The sequence below is a fragment of the Flavobacterium covae genome (genome assembly GCF_001534645.1).
Classification (GTDB): Bacteria; Bacteroidota; Bacteroidia; order Flavobacteriales; family Flavobacteriaceae; genus Flavobacterium; species Flavobacterium covae.
The window spans coordinates 157,588-178,685 of the sequence record NZ_CP013992.1 but is presented as its reverse complement, the minus strand read 5'-3'; the positions used below and the strand labels follow the sequence as shown (position 1 = coordinate 178,685).

The window sequence follows — 21,098 nt, the reverse complement described above, 5'->3', positions numbered from 1 at the left end:
AGTAATGGAAAATCTTAAAAACAGATAATGAGTTTGGATACTTTGCAAGGGATTGCTATTAAAAACATTTTGATCCAAAGTCTAAATGCACAAGGCGTAATTCTAAAATAAGACGATTCTAACGAAAGTAAAAGCGAGGATATTAAAGTGATCTCTTAAAATACCGACCAAAAAATACTAGAGTTATTAAATTCAGATCAAAAATATATTTACAAAAAAATAATTGCAAGAGGATTCAAAAAGAAATAAAAGAAGCCAAACTTGCTATAACAACTAATCAATTTACAAATGTACAAACAACTTTTACTTAGTATTACTTTGGGTTTACTTATAAGTTCATGTGGAACTAATCCTTATAAAGAAAGTAATAAAATATACGCGAAACAACTAAAAGTTTTACAGCGAAAAATAGCCGAAAAAGAAGCTATTACTCTACAAAAAGTAGAGACTAGCACCACTTCTTTGGACACGCTTTATACGAAACAAATTAAAACCTTAAAGGATTCTATCTCTAAATTTAATCCAACTACATTCGAAAATATAACTACAGAATGGATTGGAACAGTAAACTTTAATCTAAGGAAACCAAATTTTGTAATTATACATCATACCGCACAAGATTCTTTAAGACAAACATTAAAAACCTTCACATTAGCCAGTACAAATGTTAGTGCACATTATGTAATAGCAAAAGATGGAAAGGTAGTACAAATGCTAAATGATTACTTAAGAGCATGGCATGCAGGCAGCGGAGTTTGGGGAAGAAATAGCGACATTAACTCTGCTTCTATTGGGATTGAACTTGACAACAATGGACTTAAACCCTTTTCAGTACAACAGATCAATAGCTTATTAGCTCTATTAACAAAATTGAAGAAAGACTATAATATTCCTACACAAAATTTCATAGGTCATTCTGATATTGCTCCAACTAGAAAAGTAGATCCTAGTGCTTTATTTCCTTGGCAATTATTAGCTGAAAAAGGTTTCGGAATCTGGCCAGATGCACCATTAGAAACTGCACCCGCAGATTTTAATCCCGAAATGGCTTTACGAATAATTGGATATGATACTAAAAATTTGAGTGCCGCAATCAAAGCGTTTAAATTGCATTATATCAAAACAGAAATTGACTCGGTTATAGATCAAAAAACATTAAATACTATCTATGCAATCTTTAAAAAACAGTAACAGTGTTATCTAAATAAAAAAGGAGACTGTCCAAAAAGTAATAAATCAACATTATGCGATTTCTGCCTTTAGTGGAAAGATTGCGAACTTTTTAGACAGCCTCTTTTTTATTATTACTTAATTTATTTCCTATAGAACAAATTATGGTCAATATATTCCCAAACTTTGTTAGGCAACATAGGGATTACATTTTTTTTGTTTTTAATACTTTCACGGATAAATGTTGAGGATATTTCAATGACAGGCGCATCTACTCGGTGAATTTTAGGGTGAGCCACAAATTGACTATCTAGTATTTCCGAGTTTAATCTTGGATAGACATAAATATTATGATTTTCTAAAATATATTCGTAATTTTTCCATTTATGTAGTGAATTTAAATTATCCTCACCCATAATCAAGGCAAACTCATGCTGTGGATATTTTTCCTGTAAATGTGCCAACGTATTGACGGTATAATTTGGTTGAGGCAATTTGAACTCAACATCAGAAGGCTTGATTTTTGGGTAATCTTCTGTAGCTAAATGAACCATCTGCAAGCGATGATAATCATCTAACAACGAACTCTTCTGCTTGTGCGGATTGTGCGGGGTAACCACCATCCAAATTTGTTCCAAATCAGAATGTTCCGCCATGTGACTCGCAATAATTAAATGCCCAATATGGATGGGATTGAATGTACCGAAATATAGTCCTATTTTCATTTTTTATAGTGAAAAGTGATTAGTGAAGAGTAATTAGTTTTTGAGAGTTTTATAAAAAGCATTAATCATTTTTGACTCTTCTTCAATTAACAATAAAATTTCATTGTACAAATCTATATCTGTAATGAATATAAGTTCTTTAGCGATAATAAGCTGTGTTTCTAACTCATTTAAAGAGCCTCTTGAAATATCAATAAAATGGCTAAAAGATTTATCCGTATTCCTCCCATAACCTTCTGCTATATTTGAAGGTATAGATACTGCTGCTCTTTTAATCTGATTAGTTAGAGAGTATAATTCTTCAGGTGGAAAAAATCTAATCAATTGGTACACTTTTACAACCAATGTAATTCCCTTTTGCCAAATCAATAAATCTTTATAAGAATTAATACTACCCATAAAGCTATTAATTACTCATTACTTTTTACTAATCACTATTTGGATACAAACCCCTTCACCAATTCATAAGCCTCTTGTTTGGCCACATCTAAATCATAGTTTTTGATGATGGTGTCAAACTGAGGAGCGGTAGCTAATTCTACGTGAGCTTTAGCAATACGCATATTGATTTTATCTTCGCTTTCTGTCGAACGTTCTTTTAAACGACGTTTCAATTCGTCCACACTAGGTGGCTTTACGAAAACGGCTAGAGTTTGTTCTGGGAATTTCTTTTTGATACGCAAACCACCGGCAACATCAATATCAAAAATCACATTTTTGCCCATCGCCCAAATGCGTTCTACTTCTTTTTTCAGCGTACCATAAAAATTATCTCGGTATACTTCTTCCCACTCGACAAAGTCTTCTGCTTTAATATGTTTTTTAAAATCTTCGATCGACATGAAGTAATAGTCTTTTCCATTTACTTCCTGTCCTCTAGGTTCACGAGTTGCAGCCGAGATTGAAAATTCTAAATTCAATTCGTCAATACCTAATAAGTGTCTTACTATAGTGGTTTTTCCAGAACCTGATGGTGCTGAGAATACGATTAATTTTCCTTCTTTGTTCATTTCAATAAAGTAAAAAGTGATTAGTAATTAGTGATAAGTTGCATTTTTTATTTGAATGATTTTGAAAAAGAATTTATCATTTTTGATTCTTTTGTTATTAAACACATAATTTCATGATACAAGTCCCAATTAGTTAGAAAACCTAATTCTTTAGTAATATCCTATAAAATGGCTAAAAGATTTGTCGGTATTTCTACCATATCCTTCACTTATATTTGAAGGAATAGAAATTACGGCTCTTTTCAACTGGCTTGTCAAAGCATATAACTCTTCTTGTGGAAATGTTTCTACCAATTGATACACTTTAACGACTAAAATAATACCTTTTTGCCAAATCAATAAATCTTTATAAGAATTAATGGTATTCATAAATTGACTTTTTACTTGGTCACTCTTTACTAATTATTAATTTTATAAAACATTCAATACTTGTTCTTTTATTTTCTCCAATTCATCTTTCATCATCACAACCAATTTCTGCATTTCAGAATGATTAGATTTTGAGCCCATAGTATTAATTTCACGTCCCATTTCTTGAGTAATAAATCCTAACTTACGACCATTAGCCTCGGTTCCGTTCAGCGTTTCTAAAAAATAATTTAAATGATTTCCTAAACGTACTTTTTCTTCCGTTATATCATATTTTTCTAAATAAAATATCAATTCTTGCTCAAAACGATTTTCATCTGTGCTTACCTGAAGTTCATCCAAAGCAGTACGTAATCTCGTCTTTACAGTCTCTATACGTTCTGCATCATAAGCTACAGCACTATCCATTAGTTGACGAATATTTCCTATTCTCGTTTTGAATTCATTTTCAAGAGCGAGTCCTTCATCTTTTCTAAATTGATTAATATTTATCAATGCTTCGTTTACTGTTTTTTGAATTTCAGCCCATTCTGTTTCATCTATTTCTTCCCTTTCTGTTTTTAAAGCATCTGGCATACGTACAGCCATTTTCATTAATTCAGTAGGATCAGCATCAACAAGTATTTCCTTCATTTGTGCAATGTAAGCCTTTATGATGGGAATATTTATTTTGGAAGTGGTTTCTTCTCCTGTTGTTTCTAAATATAATGAAAAATCAACTTTACCTCTTTCTAAACTTTGAGAAATTTGATTACGTAAGCCTAGTTCCATTTCACGATAAATAGAAGACATACGAACATTTAGGTCTAAACCTTTACTATTTAAGGATTTTATTTCAACGGTAATTTTTTTGGTAGGCAATTGTAATGTTGCCTTTCCAAAACCTGTCATTGATAGTATCATTCTTTTTTATTTGATGCCAAAGATAACTATTTTTAGTCGTAGTTATGGTTTCCTAGTATAGTTTTCAGGCTTAATTTTTAAGTGATAAAAATCATTTTTTTAGACAGATAAACAACCTAATTTAGTGTAGAATAAGATCAATAAGTTGGGTATTATATCACTATTTAATTTATAATTAAAAGGTCTTATAAAAATAAACGATTCTTACTATAAACTTTAAAAAACATTTTATGAGAAAAACAGTATTTTTAATTCCTCTAATTTTGGTAGCCTGTAAAAAGGAAAATCAAGAAAATTTTTCCAAACCAGCTGAAGATGGTCGTAATAAGAGTGAGTTATTAATCAAATCTTCTAACTATTTCAAATCTATTTCTACAGTAGCAGAAGAAAATATTTCTGAGGAAAAAGTTGATTTAGGAAAAAGGTTGTATTTTGATTCTTCTCTTTCTAAAAATGGAACTATTAGTTGTAATTCTTGTCATAATTTAGAAAATTATGGAGTTGATAATAAAGCGTTATCTTTGGGTGATACTAAAAAATTGGGTGGTAGAAATTCTCCTTCTTCTATTTATGCTTCATTACATTCGATGCAATTTTGGGACGGAAGGGCTAAGGACGTGGAAGAGCAAGCGGGTGGTCCTTTGTTGAATCCTGTAGAACATAGCCTTCCTAGCAAAGCCTTTTTAGAAGAAAAATTACGTAAAAATCCTGAATATGTAACTTTATTTAAGAACGTTTATCCAAATGAAAAAGAGCCTATTACTTTTTCAAATATTACCAATGCAATTGGCTCTTTTGAAAGAAAATTACATCCAAAAAGTAGGTTTGATTCATATTTAGATGGAGATGAAAATGCGTTATCTGATAATGAAAAAGAAGGTTTAAAATCTTTTATAGATAATAACTGTGTAATGTGTCATAGCGGAGTTGCTTTAGGCGGACAAATGATACAAAAATTTGGGATTTATGGAAGCTATACAAACCTAACTCATAGCAAGAAGGTTGACAAGGGAGTTTTTGAAAGAACTCAGAAAAAAGGAGATGAATTCATGTTTAAAGTACCTAGTTTAAGAAATGCTGAAAAAACTTTTCCTTACTTTCATGATGGCTCAGTTACCTCATTATCTGAAGCTATCAAGATCATGGGTAAAGCACAATTAAATAAAGATTTACCAGAAAAAGATGTTAATAATATTGAAGCTTTTTTAAAAACGCTTACAGCAGACGTAGAATCAAAATACAAAAAATCATAAATAATCAAGTTGTCAGAAAATTTACTTTTTTCTAAAAAAGCATTATTTTAGTTTTCTGACAACTTTTTTTTATGTGTTACAAGGTATACTCCCAAAAAAATCAAAATAGCGGATCCTACTTTTATCCAATTCAATTCATCTTTTCCTAATCCAACAGCAAAAATTGAAGCAAAAAACGGTTGTAAGTAAATAAAAACAGCCACAGTAGTTGGTTTTAACTCGCGCATTGACAGTAAATTTAAAAGATAGGTTAAAAAAGTTGAAAACACGACTACAAAACCTATTTTTAAAAATGCAATAGTCGGAACATTCGACCATTCTACAGCTTGAAATTCACCCCATCCAAACGGTATAACCATCAAAAAACCAAATAAATAAATCCATTTCACAAAGGAAAAGGCATTATACTTGTCCATTAATTTTTTAACAATAATGAGATAAAAACCATAAGAAATAGCATTAACAAATACTAAAAAATTCCCTAAAGTAGCATTAGAGGCGTTTTTTAAAGATTTTCCATATAATATAAGCGTTATAGTACCTGCCAAACCTAAAAGAATTCCCAATATTTTTTGATTTTTCATTCGTTCTTTCATAATAATTGCTGAAAGAATTAATACAATTATAGGGGTAGTCACCATTAAAACAGCTCCCATGATAGGTGATGTATAACTCAATCCTTTAAAAAAGGTCAACATATTAAAAGCTACTCCAAAAAAAGAGGCTGCTATAATTCTTGGGAAGTCTTTTTTGTCAATTTTTTCTGTCTTTACAAATAACGTTGTTAACCAAAACAATAACATTGCTCCCCCAACACGTAAAAAGATAAAACCAAAAGCGTCAATATATTTCGGCATTACATCTTTAGCAATAGTAAAAGTCACACCATAAATGATAGCTACACACCAAGCAGCAACTAACGCCCAAGTTCTTTTATTCATTGTTTAAAAAGTTTACAACCTCGGTTACTACTTTAACGTTATTTCCTATAAATATTCTGCCATCAACTAAAATCACAGGACGCGATAAAAAAGTATAGTGTTCTAGAATGTATCTTTTATAATCTGTTTCTGTTAAAACTTCATTTTTTAATCCCATTTCTTTATATAAAGTAGCTCTTTTACTAAATAAAATTTCATAATTACCTGCTAATCCCTTCATTTCATCAACTTGTTGAACTGTTAACGGTTCTGTTTTTATATCTTGTAAAATAAAAGTATCTAATTGTGGCAATGATTTAAGGATACGTTGACACGTACTACAGGTTTTAAGATAATATATTTTTCTCATAAAAATCTTTTTTGCAAAATTATAATCCAAAAATTAAAAAGTGCAAATTTCAATTTTAAAATGTACATTTTTTCGGAGCTAATGTACTATTTTTAACTATACTTTTTTTAGTATATTTGTGGTGTGATTAAAGCCTTAGTAAATCTTTGGACGTCCATCACATAAGCAAGGCAAACGCCTTGCTTTTTTATTTCATATAGTCAAAAAAAATGCAGTCCGAAAACTGCATTTTTAAGTAAACCACCTCAAGGAAAAGCCGAGAGGCTTATTACACAAATATAAATCAAACAATCATCAACATCTATTAAAAACAATATTTTCAATCGTTTTAGGGCTTTTATAAAAACTATGAGCCAATTTAGCATAAATCCATTTTTCGGAGTATTTAGGCACTCCAAACTCACGAACATTTGAAAGTTTTGTAAACTCTTTTTTAATGTCGTTATATTGTCTTGCGGTGTTGTCTTTCTCTACTGCCATATTGCAAATTTAAAAACTCTTTTTGTTTGGTGCAACCCGATTTTTTTTGCGTTTAAATGGCTTTTAAATATTGATTAAACCATAAAAAAAGAGGTGCAACCCTTTCAAGTTACACCTCTAAAACACCGTAAGAAGTTTTTTTGTGGTAAGAGCTATTTTTAAACCTTTTTAGCTATGATTGAGCCGATACCTTTGTTGCGGATTGGCAAAGCAATAAATCGTTTGTCAAAACCAATAATTGTGGCACGTTTTTCGGCATCGTCTTTGTTTGCATACATCTTAACCGTTCCATCAGCTCGCATAACTTCGTCTTTGTGAAAAGCAAAAGAACAATGCGTTTGATTTTCTCCAACAGCTCCGAAAACAATTTTTTCTTTTGTAACGGCGTTGTATTTTGGAGTTTTACTGAACTCTAAAAAGTTAAACCCTGCAAATTTTCTCGGTTTGCCCTCTTTCATTTCAAAAATATCTTTGAAAATGTTTGAGTCTTGTAATAGTAAATCTTCTGTGTGGCGTGGGTTCAACACAATAAAACGGTCATCGCTCGGAATATCGCAATCGTCAAATCTTCTTTTTAGCAAAAGAATATCTTTGATGGTTAAACGTCTAAATCCCTCGCCGTTGTCTTCTCCGCTTGTTTCAATTACTGGAGTAAATGGAGTGTCGGAGTTTGGAGCATAAGCGTGTGCCGCCTTCATAGCCGTTGAAGTTCTTAACGCTTGTTTGTGTCCGTAAACTACGCTATCTAATTTGTCATAAGATAGCTCCACAAGGTCGGGACTACGAACCAATGTATTTTCAGTTTCAAATAAATCCAATTCAATTTCAATAGGAGTATCAACTCTATTGGTTGTATTAATTGGGTAAGTAGTATTATTAATTAATACCTGCGGATCAACTCCTACTTCAGCCATGTGAAGTTTATCATACTCAACTAATGCCGTGAAGTTTTTTGAGAACGCTAAAAACGATGCGTCTGGGTAAAAATTCTTCATTAGTTGGTCTGTCCAAATTTGCTTTTTTAATGTAGCCATAAATATATAATTGTTTTAAAATTTTGTTTGTTGTTATTCGTCTTTAATTCCTGCTTTTTCTAATAATTGCTTATATAGAGTAGGGTTTCTTCTTAAATCGTTTGGAGCGTGTTTTCTATAATCGTCCAAAGTCCAACTACTTTTCGGAGTTTTAACAGGGTCAAAGTCGCCTCCAGTTCCTGTGCCTCTATCGAGTAAGTCCGATACTTTTGAAACGCCTTGCATTCCATCGAGAGCCTCAACAGTTCCGTCAAAGTCTTTCTCTAATAAGTTTCTAAATTGAGGCATTAAATCCGCCGTAATCTTTTTGGCTCTTACGGCATCGGTTAAAATGTTATCAATTTGTTTTTTGTCTTTAGCATCTTTTTTTTGCTTGACTTGTTTTAGCTCGTCATTCTCTTTTTGGAGTTTGTCGATTGCTTCCAAAATTGTTGGCATATCTGCACCCTTTTGGAGTTTCAATTTTGAGATTAATTCATCTAAATTCATATTTGCATCATTTTTAAATTTATAAAGATTATACACCTCGTTTGAGGTGCTATTGGTTACAGATTGGTTTTCGTCTTTTGTTAGAACCTCGCCCGTTATTTCGTCAATGAATTTCATATCGAGTGCCTCCTGTGCATTGAGCCACGTTTCATTGTCTAACATTGTAGATAGTTCGTCAATGGCTAAACCTGTACGCCCTGAATAAACATTCATTAAAGTTTCTTTTACTTTGTCTAATAGCTTCGCTTCTTTTATTAGTTTTCGTGCATCGCCACGAGTTTCTAATTGTGGGTTGTGTATCATAAACAAAGCATTTTTAGCCATAAATACTTTAGCTCCTGCAAGTGCAATAACGGTAGCCATTGAGGCACAAACGCCGTCAATGTAGGTATTAACCACGCCGTTAAAAGACTGCAAGGCTCGGTACATTGCATAGCCTTGAAATACGTCGCCTCCTGGCGAGTTAATGCGTATGTTTAAAATATTGGTATTGACTGAATTTATAGCGTTTATAAAATCAATATCGGTTATTGCGTTTGTAACGCCTCCAATTCTACCATAGAAGTAAATCGTTGTTTCTTCTCTATTTTGCGAAATTTCAATTCTCATATTTTTGTAATTTATAGTATTAGTTCAATTGGTTCATCGGAGTTTAGAACCATTGAAAATGGTATAATACTCGGACTGCCCTGTACGGCATCTTGTTTGTAGTCTTCAATGGTTATGGCGTTAATATCTTTAGTGGTAAACAAGCTCCCACTTATTTGTATTGAAGATGCCAAACGCTCCCATTTTAATAGATTTTCAATTTGAGTAGAGGCACTCACATCGGGAGTATCTACGGCAATGCCTTTGCAATCAATTATCCAGTCATCAAAACCAAATAACTCTTTAACCGTTCCGTTACTACCTAATAGGTTTGTTTTGGTTATATTCTTTGCTCTACGGAACGAAAATAGCGTTGCTGGTGGGAGGGTAAATTCGTCCATTTCTATTTCTTTAACCTCGCCAATGCCGTTAAAATATTTGTAAGTTCCGCCCTTAAAAGTGAGTTGCCCTATTATTGGCGTTCCCATCCAACTGGTAGCCTCTTTTTTGTAATAATCGGGTAACATTTCAATTCCTTTGAAGTCTAAATTTTGAGCCTCTTTTTTTGATAGTGGCTCGGTTATAAATATTGGCGAGTTAATGCCAAAGGCTTTTTGGAATAGTTGAGCTAAATTGTATCGTTTATCGTTACTCATAAAAATCAGTTTGTGGAGTGTATCCTGTTTCGTTAATTTTTCTAACTATAAAATCTATTTTATTGCAAATAGTTTGCGGTTGTTGGTAGTTGTGGTTTTCAATATCGTACTCCTCCTGTATCAATAAAGCACGTTCTTGATTGATACATATACGCTCCCCAATGGTAAAAAATCGCCCTTTCTCGGAGCAATAGCGTAACACTAAAAAAAGTAGTTCTAATCGGTTTAATTCGTTTTCTATATTCATATATTTTACTTACTTACTAAAATCATCAAAACTCCGTATCGCTACGGAGTTTATCATCAAATAAAAAAATGCGGACGAGCAACCCGCTGACAAAAAAAATTAACTTGCATTTCTTTGAGTTGTATATACTTTTGGAAACGTTATTTGTTGTTTTAAAGCTCCGTTTTTCAAAGCGTAAAGTGATGCCTCTTTTGATACATAATTTTCAAAACTCGCTCCGCTTACTAATGCTTTTGTAATTCCTAAATTAACCTCCTCAAAACTAATTTCGCTACAATCAAATAGCGTTACTATCGAAGTGGTTTTACCACTTTCTAACTCTATTTTTGTGATTAGTGCGTGTGATGCCGTTACCCCACTTACTGGGTTGTTGTTTTCTTGGTTTAATGTTACGATTTGGTTGTTTAAATTTGTTTCCATAATTTTGCACCTGTGAAGGATTTGAATTTTAGTTAATAAAATTTGAATTTTTAAAGAGTAGCCATTCGTAGTGGCTACTTTTTTTATATGTAGAAACTTGGTTTTAAATAAAGCTCGGTTTCCAGTTTTAAGATACTATTGGTTAAACTTTCTATTTCGTTTGTCTTGGTTCTTACGTCCATTGACATAGATTTTAACCCTTTTCTTAATTGTGTGATGGTTTCTCTTTTTTCGCTATCCAATAGCTCCCATCTTTTTACCCAATCGCTTACAGTCTTTTGCGTTACTCCAACTCTTAAAGCCACCTCTTTTTGTGTTAGCTCCTCGTTGTTTAATAAATCGAGTGCAAGGCGTTTGCGTACTTTGTTTTTACTCACACACATTGTATTCGATTATTTCATAAGTGAAAAAGCAAAAACCTAAAAACATAAAATATTTAGTAATAGTTGTAATACAATATTTTTCACTGTATTGTTTTACTATCTCTATTGTAATAATTTTTTTCTTTTTCATCTACTCCTCGATTGTGCAATGTACTTGTTGAACATAGTTACTAGAGTAAACTAAAATGCCAAAAACATAGTAATTTGTCTTTGTGGTCATCTTATCTAAACTATCGTTTAAATAGTGCGTTTTTGTTGTTTTAAAGATTTTTTTCATTTTATAAAAACTTAGTTAGCCTTTTAACATATCAATCATTGTTTGATAGTCAAATAAAATTGTGTTTTTATTGTCAAGTGCTGTTTTATATAAAGCTTCTAATACCACTTTAGAAGTAGATGCACCCTGTAGAGCGTTTTTAACTCTGTCATTACGTGAATTTAGTTCCCTTGCAATTTTAGTTATATCTCCTCTCCTTAAATTGGCTTTTATGATTTCTAATAATTCCCTTTTTTTATTCTCAACAATACTATTACCAATAACTGGAGCTTCTTTTTGATTAGTAGCCACTTTTTCCATTTCAATAAAATATCTTCTTGCTTGTTTACCTTTTTCGGTTCTTTGAAGCATCGAAATTTCTTTTGCCGTGTCTATGGTCAATGCGTAGTCAATAGGATTAGATTTGCTAACTTTATTCTGGTCATTTTTGACTAGAATAAAATCAATATTTTCTTCAAATCCGTAATCAAACATTCTTGTACACCATTTAGTAAATTGTGTTTCAACTTCTAAAAATTCGTATAATTCTCTAGCTGATACGGCACGGTTGCCGTTGTTTTCAGTAATCTTAATTAGTTGTTGCATCTTGCTTTGTTTTTTGTTACTATAAAATCTGTTTGTCCTCCAATTCCAATAGGAATAATGCTTACTATTAGTTTATTGCCAAAGGTTTCATTAATAAGGTTCTGAATTTTAGCACTTTCAAAAATTTGTTTTTCGTTTGTTCCTGCCACATCGGGAATATAATGTTTAACATTAAAAGGCGACCTTTTGTGAACTCTACGTATTTGTACATCTGCTGTCATAACTATTTTATTTTTTTAGCTTCAATTTCTAATAGCTTTTTAGCACGTTTCCTTATGCGTTGCGATGTTTCACTTTTAAAAACATACTTCAAACTCATATCAACCGTTTGCTTGGTAACTTTAAATTCTTTTGCAATTTGATTTTTATAAGTAGGGTGTATTAAAATATTTTTCATTTACTTTGTTTTTATAAATTAGATATGCAAATATATAGATAATAATCATTACTAAACAAATAAATAATGATAAAAATCATCACTGACAAAGAAAAAATACTTCAATACCTTAATATTAAAGGTATTAGTAAGAATAAATTTTATGTTACAACAGGGCTTTCTGTCGGTTTTTTAGACAGTGGTAGTAGTTTAGGAGTTGATAAACTGCGTCTTATTATAGATAATTATCCTGATTTAAACGTAGAGTGGTTCGTTTTGGATAAAGGCGAAATGTTAAAAGAAACTTTTAATTTAAAGCCAACTACTTATCTACACGATAACATTGAAGAAGAAACAAATAATAATGATTATCTGATTGAAGTACAAAAAAAGCTAATCGAGAAATTAGAAAAAGAAGTGAAAGAGTTAAAGGAACAATTAGATCAGGCACTAAAAGAGAAAGCATAAATGTACACAGGATTGGTGTATAAAACAGTTTAAAATAACAATAAAGTCAATAAAATAAGGTACTCGCAAAGATTTTAACCAGTTTTAAAGTGTCGTTATACCCTACGTTTCAGAGCGTAAATAAGTCAAAAATTAGTGTTTATAGATATATATTGCTACTTTCAATCGCTTAATTTAAAGGGTTTTGCACAACTAACTGCACAACTAACCGCACAACTAATCCCAAATTCATAAAATTATTTGTTTTGGGAATACTTATTAAATTTGATACTAATCTAATGGCAGTTAAATGCCAATTAAACCCAGTAATAGTAAGTAATTAACCTTTTAACTATATATGCTCTTAATAAATGTAGAAAATACGTTTAAACGGCTTTTAAAGCTAATTTAAAATGGAAGTTTATGGAGTTTAAATGGAAGTGAATAGAAGTTTGTGTACAATTTAAATTTTTAAAGTTTTCGACCTTTTTTGGTCTAATAGGTTGATTTTATTGGACTTTTCGACCTTTTTTATATTTATTAGTTTATGTACATTTTAATATTGGGGCTATAAAATTAAGGAAGTAAATTTTAAAGTCGTCTTATACTTTTTAAAAATATCATCTGTAGAATAATCTTTTCTAGAAACTTGTTTTTTTAAAACTTCTCAAAAGAATTATTTTATAAATTTGATTATCAAAATTATATGCCACGTGGAAAATATATCGAATATTGCTCTTTTTGCCTTGCAATTTGTAAATCAAACTCATAGGAGTGTTTTTTTAACAGGAAAAGCAGGTACTGGAAAAACTACTCTACTAAAGGAAATTATTGCTACCTCTCATAAAAACACTGCAATAGTTGCTCCTACTGGAATTGCTGCTCTTAATGCAGGAGGAGTTACCATTCATTCCCTATTTCAGCTTCCTTTTTCGGGATTTATTCCTGATTATGTTTCTGGTCATTTACAAAATGAATCTATCCGTTTAGAAAACAAAACAAGTTTAGATAAATTATTTAAGATGAGTGCTTCTAAAAAACAAGTACTTCGCAGTCTTGAATTATTAATTGTAGATGAAGTTTCTATGCTACGTCCTGACGTATTAGACGCAATGAATTTTATATTACAAAAGGTGCGCAGATCTGGTCAAGCATTTGGTGGTGTACAATTGCTCTTTATTGGTGATTTATGGCAGTTACCTCCCGTAATAAAACAAGAAGAATGGCATTTTTTACAAAAGTATTATCAAGGTTCGTATTTCTTTTATTCAAAAGTTTTGCAAGATGAACCTCCTTTATATTTAGAATTAGATAAAATTTATAGACAAACAGATCATTTATTTATTGATATACTCAATAATTTAAGAAATAATACCATTACTCCACAAGATCTATTGATATTAAACAAGTATGTCCAACCCAATTTTGATATAAAAAAGGATAAAGGTACTATAGTAATTACAACGCATAATGTCAAAGCAGACCGTATAAACAAAGAGGCTTTGGAGGCTTTGAGATCAGATAGTATTTTTTACAAACCCCAAATTATAGGCGACTTTCCCGAAAAAATGTATCCTTTAGATTCTATTTTAGAGTTAAAAGTAGGAGCTCAAGTAATGTTTATAAAAAATGATGTTTCAATCGAGAAACGTTATTATAATGGAAAAATAGGAATCGTCAAATCTCTTTCAAAAGAAGAAATTTTGATAACATTTCCTGAAGAAAATAAAACCATAGAAGTTGATTTATACACTTGGGAGAATATTCGATACGAATTAAACAGTAATACACAAGAAGTTGAAGAAAAAACAGAAGGAACTTTTAGCCAATATCCATTAAAATTAGCTTGGGCCATTACGGTACATAAAAGTCAAGGATTAACTTTTAAAAAAGCAGTATTAGATGTATCATCTGTATTTGCTCCAGGTCAAGCTTATGTAGCTCTTTCTAGATTAGAAAGTTTAGAGGGATTAACACTTCTAAGACCTATTGAATTACATGGAATTCCTTCCGATCAAGCCGTAATTAATTACGCTCAACATAAGGCTAATATGGCTATTTTATCCAATACATTAAATTTAGAAACTAAAAATTATTTACTTACAGAAGTTATAAAAGCTTTTAATTGTCATGATATAACACAATTATGGCGTAATTTTTTATTTTCATTCAAAGAAGAATTACCTAATTCTCCTAAATTAAAATACAAATCTTGGGCAGAAAAAGTACTAAAAGATTTATCAGAACTAACTGAAACTTCTAAAAAATTTATTTCTCAATTACAAAAAATAGGAAATCAACCAACCGTAGATATTGCTTATTTAAACGAACGGAGTGAAGCAGGGTATCTATATTTTTTAAATAAATATGATATACAGTATAGTGAATTGTTATTAAAAATAGTAGAAATAAAACAACTAAAAAAGATAAAAACATTTATAGACGAATTATTACTTTTAGAAGAAGCACTCTTAAAAACCATTTTAAGGTTAAAAAAAATGCGCTTACTACTTAAAAATACACAAGAAGGGATTCCTCTTTCTAAAAAAAGTATGCAATCAGATGATATATTGTATTACAAAATCAATAAAGTGGCACAACTTTCAGAACAATTCAAACAAATTACAGGTCTTATTGATCAAGAATATACTCCTAATCTTTCTAGCAGTTCTAAAACTAAAAAGAAAGACAACAATGAAATAAAACAAAACACAATAGAAATAACACTTAATTTATGGAAACAGACTAAATCTATTCACGAAATTGCCAAAGAGCGAAAACTTACGAATCAAACCATTTATAACCATTTTTCTAAATTAATTTTAGAAGGGCAAGTTCAATTATCTGATTTACTTCCATTGGAAAAAATAAAAGAACTCGAAATTGCTTTTGAAGGATACCAAGATGAAAGTTTAGGTTTATTAAAAGAACAATTTGGAGAACAATTTACATGGGATGAATTAAGATTATATATAGCAGCTATAAAAAAGAATAAAAATAATTTAACAACGTCATAATTTCTTCAGAGGTATTATAGGAATGTAAACAAAAACGCAAACGTTCTTGTCCTTCAGGCACCGTGGGAGATAAAATAGGTTTTACATCAAACCCTACTTGTTGTAATTGAGTAGCTAACCATTTCACTCTATCATTTCCTTGTACTATAGCACACTGTATAGCTGATTTACTATAAACGAATAAAGGTTTTATTCCTAACATTTGTTTTTGCTGATTAAAGCAAATGATATTTGCTTTTAAATTCCCTAGATCTTCTGAATGATCGGTTAACATTTTATATGCTGTATAAATAGTAGACAGAGTATGTGGTGTAAGTCCTGTGGTGTAGATAAAGCTTCTAGTAAAGTTAATCATATAATCTTTTAACTTTTGAGAGCCTAAAACAGCTGCACCATGGCATCCTAATCCTTTTCCAAAAGTTATAATACGAGCAAAGATCTTATCTTCCACTCCTAATAATTGAATTAATCCCTCACCACGATCTCCAAAAACCCCCAAAGCATGTGCTTCATCTACTACTAAAAAACAATTATATTTTTCAATCAAAGTAGTCAATTCTTCTAAATTAGGCGAATCACCATCCATAGAATAAACAGACTCTATAACAATATAAATATCTGCTGTTTCTATTTGATTTTTTTGAATGAATCGTTCTAATTCTTCTAGATCATTGTGTTGAAATTTATAGGATTTAGCGTTGCTTAATCTAATTCCATCTCGAATAGAAGCATGACATAATTCATCATATAAAATTACATCTCCCCTTTGCGGAACACTTTCAAAAAAACCAACATTAGCATCATAACCCGAATTAAATATTAGAGCGGATTCTGCATTATGAAATTGAGCAATAAGGTTTTCTGTTTCTGTATAAAGTAAATGATTTCCTGTTAACAAACGGGATCCTGTTGCACCATTTATTTTAATTTTTTTTTCGAGTAGTAACTCATGTGCTTTATCAAAAAGGATTTCTGATTTTGAAAAACCTAAATAATCATTTGAAGAAAAATCAATTAAAGACGACTGAGCATTAAGTGTTCTCAAAGCATTAATTTCTTTACGATGGGTGAGTTTATGTCCCAACTTATTAGGAAATTTAACCATAACTAAAATTCAACTCCTAAACGCTTCACATTTTTAAGATTATCAACATCTATAAAAAGAAACCCATTACTATCTTTTATTTTAAACTTATAATCTGCAAAATAAATTTTTTTTATCTGCTCATGCTTTGCCTCTATTTCTTCAAACAAAGTTCCGATAGTAATATTATTAATTTTCCATTTTTTATTGGTAATTGTAACATTTTTAAACTGATTATCTTGCATAATCATCGTCAATCCATCGTATGTGAAATTAAAAACAGGAGGCTCATTTTTTTCTTGAATTTCTTTATCTAAAGTAATCGCTTTACCTAAAATAGCTTCTACTTTATCAGGATCTATTTTTGTACAGATATTAATTTTCTTACCTGTTTTAACATTTGTTAGCTGCAATACACAAGCAGATTGGGCAATTATACTATTTATCATTAAGAATAAAAAAGTAAAAAGAAAGTATATTTTTTTCATCAATAAAAAAATTATTTACAAAATAAACGGATCTAAATTATAACGAGCTTAAATCATTATAAAAAACTAAAATAACAAAAAAAAGCCAAACAGTGATGCTTGGCTTCTTTCTATTTTTATTATCGTTTTAGTCAGCTAAAACAATAATTTTATTATCATTCATTTCAATAGTCCCTGAATTGATAGGCAACCAAAATGTTTGTTCATTAATTTTACTAAATTTATCTTGAAATTCTTTAGCAATTTTAATATTTGAACCTACAATTTTCACATTACCTTTTGCTAATAATGACACTATGGGAGCGTGATTATTTAACATTTGGAACTCGCCATTAATTCCAGGAACTGCTACTGATGTAACTTCTCCTTTGAATAATGTAGCTTCTGGTGATACTATTTCTACAATCATCTTTTTAAATTTTGAATTTTAAATTTTGAATTTTAAATTAATTTATAATTCAACATTCAGCATTTAAAATACGTGATTATGCTTCAGCTAACATTTTTTGACCTGCTTCAATCACATCTTCGATGGTACCTTTTAAGTTGAAAGCAGCTTCTGGCAAGTGATCTAACTCACCATCAATAATCATGTTAAATCCTTTAATTGTATCTTTAATATCTACTAAAACACCAGGAATACCTGTAAATTGCTCTGCTACGTGGAACGGTTGCGATAAGAAACGTTGCACACGACGCGCTCTTGATACAGCTAATTTATCTTCTTCAGATAGTTCTTCCATACCTAAGATAGCAATAATATCTTGTAATTGTTTATATTTTTGTAGAATTTCTTTTACTCTTTGAGCACAGTTATAATGATCCGCTCCTAAGATTTCTGGAGTTAAGATACGAGAAGTAGAATCTAATGGATCTACCGCTGGATAAATACCTAACTCAGCAATTTTACGAGACAATACTGTAGTAGCATCTAAGTGTGCGAAAGTTGTAGCTGGCGCTGGGTCAGTTAAGTCATCCGCAGGTACATATACCGCTTGTACAGATGTAATTGATCCTTTTTTAGTTGATGTAATACGCTCTTGCATTGCACCCATTTCTGTTGCTAATGTAGGCTGATAACCTACCGCAGATGGCATACGCCCTAATAACGCTGATACTTCAGATCCTGCTTGTGTAAAACGGAAAATGTTATCTACGAAGAAAAGTACATCTTTTCCTTGATCTGAACCAGCTCCATCACGGAAATACTCAGCAATAGATAAACCTGACAATGCCACACGTGCACGTGCTCCAGGTGGTTCATTCATCTGACCGAATACGAAAGTTGCTTTAGAATCTCTCATTCCTGTCTTATCAACTTTAGTTAGATCCCATCCTCCATTTTCCATAGAGTGCATGAAATCATCACCATATTTGATAATACCTGACTCTAACATCTCACGTAATAAGTCATTTCCTTCACGTGTTCTTTCACCTACTCCTGCGAATACAGAAAGACCACCGTGACCTTTAGCGATATTGTTAATCAACTCCTGGATTAATACGGTTTTACCTACACCAGCACCACCGAATAATCCAATTTTCCCTCCTTTTGCGTAAGGCTCAATCAAATCAATTACTTTGATACCTGTGAATAAAACTTCAGAAGAAGTTGATAAATCTTCGAATCTAGGAGCTTGTCTGTGGATTGGTAATCCGTTAGCACCCTCTTTTGGTAAATCACCTAAACCATCAATAGCGTCACCTACAACGTTGAACAAACGACCGTAAATATCACCACCGATAGGCATTTGAATAGGAGCACCTGTAGCTACAACATCAACACCACGGCTTAAACCGTCAGTAGAGTCCATAGAGATAGTACGCACTGTATTTTCTCCAATGTGTGATTGTACTTCAAGTACTAACTTAGTACCATCTTGGTTAGTGATTTCTAATGAATCGTAAATTTTCGGAAGTTCAACTTCTGCAGCATTGAAAACCACGTCTACTACGGGACCAATGATTTGCGCAACTTTTCCTATTACCTTAGACATACTTATGTATTTATTAAATAGCTATTTAGTTATAAAAAACGCTGTGTTTTTTCAGATTGCAAAGATAATTTTAATATTGTGAAATCCAATATAAAAATTTTGTTTTTTTTAAAATATAAATTATACCTTTTATAGTACAAAAAACCTCCTAAAAATTTAGGAGGTTTAAATTTGTTTTTTTTACAAATTAATTTACATAATTACCCACTGGAATCGCTACTGGAAACAATGCCGGCTTCTTTCCTAAGTCTATCATTCGTATTGTAGATTTATATTGTAAATTTATTGCTTCTATCATTTTATTAGCAATAAACGCATATCCTCTAGGACTTGGATGTACACCATCTAGTGAGAAAGCACCTCCTGTTATAAAACTGGCAGTTAAACTATAATTACCAAACTGCACATTTCCTCTTACCAATTGATCCATAACATTTCTTGCATCAAAAAACGCTAAGTTTTTAGTTTTTGCCGTATTTTCTATCACTTGATTATAAGCAGCGGTAGCTCTAGCTATTTTAGATGCTTCATCAATTGTTAAGACAGAAGCATCTTGCAAAGGATACGAAATCCCCCTAATTGCAAAATCACTCGGAACATTTGGTTCTACATTATTTGGAGGAGCAATTATACTACTTGTAGATAACAAAATATAATCTCTTCCTGCTATATTGTTTTTTGCATGACGTGCTCTACCATAAAGATTCCCAAGAAAGGTTGCTGTTTGTAAACCTAAAACAGGAGCTAAATTATCTCTTATGGGACCTGATAAATCAACTAAAGTTTCATCAACAATTAACAAAGGATTTGTCTTTTCAATTGTATTAGGATTATTATCGTCTTCAGAAATCACTTCAAATCTATTAGGTAAATTTAAGGTTTTTGTAACCTGATTTACAACTCCAAACAATTGATTTAAAGATGTTGCTTTATCTTTAGGTAAAGCAGGAATAGGGTTATACGCTAGGGTTGTAAAAAAAGGCAATGTATTTACATCTGGCAAATTAGCAACCACTCCTTTTCTTCCGTTTGCCGTTAAGAGATCAATAGCATTATTAAATACATTTGCAAAAACTGCTGGATCTGTAATATCATTACCCGTATAGGTTGCTGGATTAAGATTTCCTGTTTGATCCACCCCAATTCCTCCAGAAGTAGCATACGTTAGCACATCGTTTCCTCCTATCCATAACGAAAAGAATGTAGGCTGTTGAGACAAGGCATCTGCCAACATAGTGGCTACTGGAGAAGAAGCAAAACGTCTAAAATAAGGATTTCCTTGTGCGCTACCATACCCCGCAAAACCTATATGATAGGATTTAGCTCCTGGTACGGATATATTATTAAATGGTCCTGAAATTACAGTAGTAGCTTCTGTTGTTTGAGTTCCTTGACTTGAAACTAAATTTATAACAGGCTTGCTTGTGTCATTTCCCAAAAACCCTCTAAACACTAAACGAGGCGGAAACTGTGTTGGATCAATAGGAAAAGGAGCTCCTCCAAAAAGCAAGCCTCCTGTATTATCAGCCATTAATGGTGATTTAAAAGAACCTCCTCCAGCTGCTGCAAATTGTCTTGCCATTTGTTCTGGATAGGAGTTTAATTGACCAGCAATAAACAGTGACCCATCACTAAAGCCAGCCCCATAAGAATCTCCAATAGCTACATACTTTGAGAAATTAGCTTCTCCTGCTGTTACGGGTACTTCTTTTATTATTTCATCTTCTAAATTCGTTTCACATGCTACTAAGGCATACGACACAAACAAAACCCATTGTATCTTTTTAATCATAATTTTTCGTTTTTCATT

26 protein-coding genes are annotated in these 21,098 nt (G+C 31.5%); 4 read left to right on the top strand and 22 right to left on the bottom strand.

The features are described 5' to 3' along the window. Positions 1-288: 288 nt before the first annotated feature. The gene (locus AWN65_RS00830; RefSeq protein WP_060381424.1) at positions 289-1,191 is read left to right on the top strand and encodes an N-acetylmuramoyl-L-alanine amidase; all 903 of its coding nucleotides are present in this window, start codon (positions 289-291) and stop codon (positions 1,189-1,191) included. 122 nt (positions 1,192-1,313) lie between these two features. Here AWN65_RS00830 and nadD read toward each other — a convergent pair whose 3' ends face one another. The 5 genes from nadD to AWN65_RS00805 form a co-directional block, all read right to left on the bottom strand. After that, positions 1,314-1,895: a nicotinate (nicotinamide) nucleotide adenylyltransferase gene (gene nadD / locus AWN65_RS00825; RefSeq protein ID WP_060381423.1), complete on the bottom strand. Its 582-nt coding sequence runs from the start codon at positions 1,893-1,895 to the stop codon at positions 1,314-1,316. A gap of 33 nt (positions 1,896-1,928) precedes the next feature. Next, on the bottom strand, positions 1,929-2,294 hold the full coding sequence (locus AWN65_RS00820) for a four helix bundle protein (RefSeq protein ID WP_060381422.1): 366 nt from the start codon (positions 2,292-2,294) through the stop codon (positions 1,929-1,931). 35 nt (positions 2,295-2,329) lie between these two features. Continuing rightward, entirely contained in the window at positions 2,330-2,905 is a 576-nt protein-coding gene (gmk, locus tag AWN65_RS00815) for a guanylate kinase (RefSeq protein ID WP_060381421.1), read from the bottom strand. A gap of 150 nt (positions 2,906-3,055) precedes the next feature. Then, complete coding sequence (locus tag AWN65_RS00810) at positions 3,056-3,274, bottom strand: four helix bundle protein (RefSeq protein WP_081078367.1); 219 nt, start codon at positions 3,272-3,274, stop codon at positions 3,056-3,058. 42 nt (positions 3,275-3,316) lie between these two features. Next, a complete protein-coding gene (locus AWN65_RS00805) occupies positions 3,317-4,177 on the bottom strand; it encodes a YicC/YloC family endoribonuclease (protein WP_060381420.1) in 861 nt (286 codons plus the stop codon). A gap of 230 nt (positions 4,178-4,407) precedes the next feature. Here AWN65_RS00805 and AWN65_RS00800 point away from each other — a divergent pair, with 230 nt between their 5' ends. Further along, entirely contained in the window at positions 4,408-5,430 is a 1,023-nt protein-coding gene (locus AWN65_RS00800; protein WP_060381419.1) for a cytochrome-c peroxidase, read from the top strand. A gap of 47 nt (positions 5,431-5,477) precedes the next feature. Here AWN65_RS00800 and AWN65_RS00795 read toward each other — a convergent pair whose 3' ends face one another. The 12 genes from AWN65_RS00795 to AWN65_RS14975 form a co-directional block, all read right to left on the bottom strand. Beyond that, positions 5,478-6,371 carry a DMT family transporter gene (locus tag AWN65_RS00795; RefSeq protein WP_060381418.1) on the bottom strand — a complete coding sequence of 298 codons (894 nt, stop codon included), beginning with the start codon at positions 6,369-6,371 and terminating at the stop codon, positions 5,478-5,480. Further along, positions 6,364-6,720 (bottom strand): arsenate reductase family protein, encoded by a 357-nt coding sequence (locus AWN65_RS00790; protein ID WP_060381417.1) that lies wholly within the window; start codon positions 6,718-6,720, stop codon positions 6,364-6,366. Before AWN65_RS00790 ends, AWN65_RS00795 begins: the two co-directional genes overlap by 8 nt. 294 nt (positions 6,721-7,014) lie before the next feature. Beyond that, positions 7,015-7,200 carry a hypothetical protein gene (locus tag AWN65_RS00785; RefSeq protein WP_060381416.1) on the bottom strand — a complete coding sequence of 62 codons (186 nt, stop codon included), beginning with the start codon at positions 7,198-7,200 and terminating at the stop codon, positions 7,015-7,017. Between the two features lie 158 nt (positions 7,201-7,358). Further along, positions 7,359-8,234 (bottom strand): phage capsid protein, encoded by an 876-nt coding sequence (locus tag AWN65_RS00780; protein ID WP_060381415.1) that lies wholly within the window; start codon positions 8,232-8,234, stop codon positions 7,359-7,361. Positions 8,235-8,267: 33 nt separating this feature from the next. Next, positions 8,268-9,332, bottom strand: coding sequence for a head maturation protease, ClpP-related (locus AWN65_RS00775; RefSeq protein WP_060381414.1), 1,065 nt, complete (start codon positions 9,330-9,332; stop codon positions 8,268-8,270). Positions 9,333-9,343: 11 nt separating this feature from the next. Beyond that, positions 9,344-9,967, bottom strand: coding sequence for a DUF6046 domain-containing protein (locus tag AWN65_RS00770; protein WP_060381413.1), 624 nt, complete (start codon positions 9,965-9,967; stop codon positions 9,344-9,346). Then, complete coding sequence (locus AWN65_RS00765; protein WP_060381412.1) at positions 9,960-10,214, bottom strand: hypothetical protein; 255 nt, start codon at positions 10,212-10,214, stop codon at positions 9,960-9,962. Before AWN65_RS00765 ends, AWN65_RS00770 begins: the two co-directional genes overlap by 8 nt. A gap of 99 nt (positions 10,215-10,313) precedes the next feature. Then, positions 10,314-10,634 carry a hypothetical protein gene (locus tag AWN65_RS00760; protein WP_060381411.1) on the bottom strand — a complete coding sequence of 107 codons (321 nt, stop codon included), beginning with the start codon at positions 10,632-10,634 and terminating at the stop codon, positions 10,314-10,316. Between the two features lie 83 nt (positions 10,635-10,717). After that, positions 10,718-11,017 carry a helix-turn-helix domain-containing protein gene (locus AWN65_RS00755; protein WP_060381410.1) on the bottom strand — a complete coding sequence of 100 codons (300 nt, stop codon included), beginning with the start codon at positions 11,015-11,017 and terminating at the stop codon, positions 10,718-10,720. Positions 11,018-11,309: 292 nt separating this feature from the next. Beyond that, positions 11,310-11,879: an antA/AntB antirepressor family protein gene (locus tag AWN65_RS00750; RefSeq protein WP_060381409.1), complete on the bottom strand. Its 570-nt coding sequence runs from the start codon at positions 11,877-11,879 to the stop codon at positions 11,310-11,312. Next, positions 11,867-12,100 (bottom strand): hypothetical protein, encoded by a 234-nt coding sequence (locus tag AWN65_RS00745; RefSeq protein ID WP_060381408.1) that lies wholly within the window; start codon positions 12,098-12,100, stop codon positions 11,867-11,869. Before AWN65_RS00745 ends, AWN65_RS00750 begins: the two co-directional genes overlap by 13 nt. Positions 12,101-12,102: 2 nt before the next feature. After that, positions 12,103-12,276, bottom strand: coding sequence for a hypothetical protein (locus tag AWN65_RS14975; protein ID WP_201025135.1), 174 nt, complete (start codon positions 12,274-12,276; stop codon positions 12,103-12,105). 66 nt (positions 12,277-12,342) lie between these two features. On the opposite strand from AWN65_RS14975, the gene AWN65_RS00740 reads away from it, so the two are divergent. Together AWN65_RS00740 and AWN65_RS00735 are read left to right on the top strand one after the other, a co-directional pair. Beyond that, complete coding sequence (locus AWN65_RS00740) at positions 12,343-12,723, top strand: hypothetical protein (RefSeq protein WP_060381407.1); 381 nt, start codon at positions 12,343-12,345, stop codon at positions 12,721-12,723. 692 nt (positions 12,724-13,415) lie between these two features. Further along, the gene (locus AWN65_RS00735) at positions 13,416-15,719 is read left to right on the top strand and encodes a helix-turn-helix domain-containing protein (RefSeq protein ID WP_060381406.1); all 2,304 of its coding nucleotides are present in this window, start codon (positions 13,416-13,418) and stop codon (positions 15,717-15,719) included. Here the strand turns inward: AWN65_RS00735 and AWN65_RS00730 are convergent. The 5 genes from AWN65_RS00730 to AWN65_RS00710 all read right to left on the bottom strand — a co-directional run bounded on the left by AWN65_RS00730 (position 15,682) and on the right by AWN65_RS00710 (position 21,080). Further along, positions 15,682-16,824: an aminotransferase class I/II-fold pyridoxal phosphate-dependent enzyme gene (locus AWN65_RS00730; protein WP_060381405.1), complete on the bottom strand. Its 1,143-nt coding sequence runs from the start codon at positions 16,822-16,824 to the stop codon at positions 15,682-15,684. The genes AWN65_RS00735 and AWN65_RS00730 overlap by 38 nt on opposite strands. Before the next feature lie 2 nt (positions 16,825-16,826). Then, a complete protein-coding gene (locus tag AWN65_RS00725) occupies positions 16,827-17,291 on the bottom strand; it encodes a hypothetical protein (RefSeq protein ID WP_060381404.1) in 465 nt (154 codons plus the stop codon). A 127-nt stretch (positions 17,292-17,418) separates the two neighbouring features. After that, positions 17,419-17,700, bottom strand: coding sequence for a F0F1 ATP synthase subunit epsilon (locus AWN65_RS00720; RefSeq protein ID WP_060381403.1), 282 nt, complete (start codon positions 17,698-17,700; stop codon positions 17,419-17,421). Between the two features lie 76 nt (positions 17,701-17,776). Beyond that, complete coding sequence (gene atpD / locus AWN65_RS00715; RefSeq protein ID WP_060381402.1) at positions 17,777-19,288, bottom strand: F0F1 ATP synthase subunit beta; 1,512 nt, start codon at positions 19,286-19,288, stop codon at positions 17,777-17,779. Between the two features lie 187 nt (positions 19,289-19,475). Then, complete coding sequence (locus AWN65_RS00710) at positions 19,476-21,080, bottom strand: SGNH/GDSL hydrolase family protein (protein WP_063744152.1); 1,605 nt, start codon at positions 21,078-21,080, stop codon at positions 19,476-19,478. Positions 21,081-21,098 lie beyond the last annotated feature (18 nt).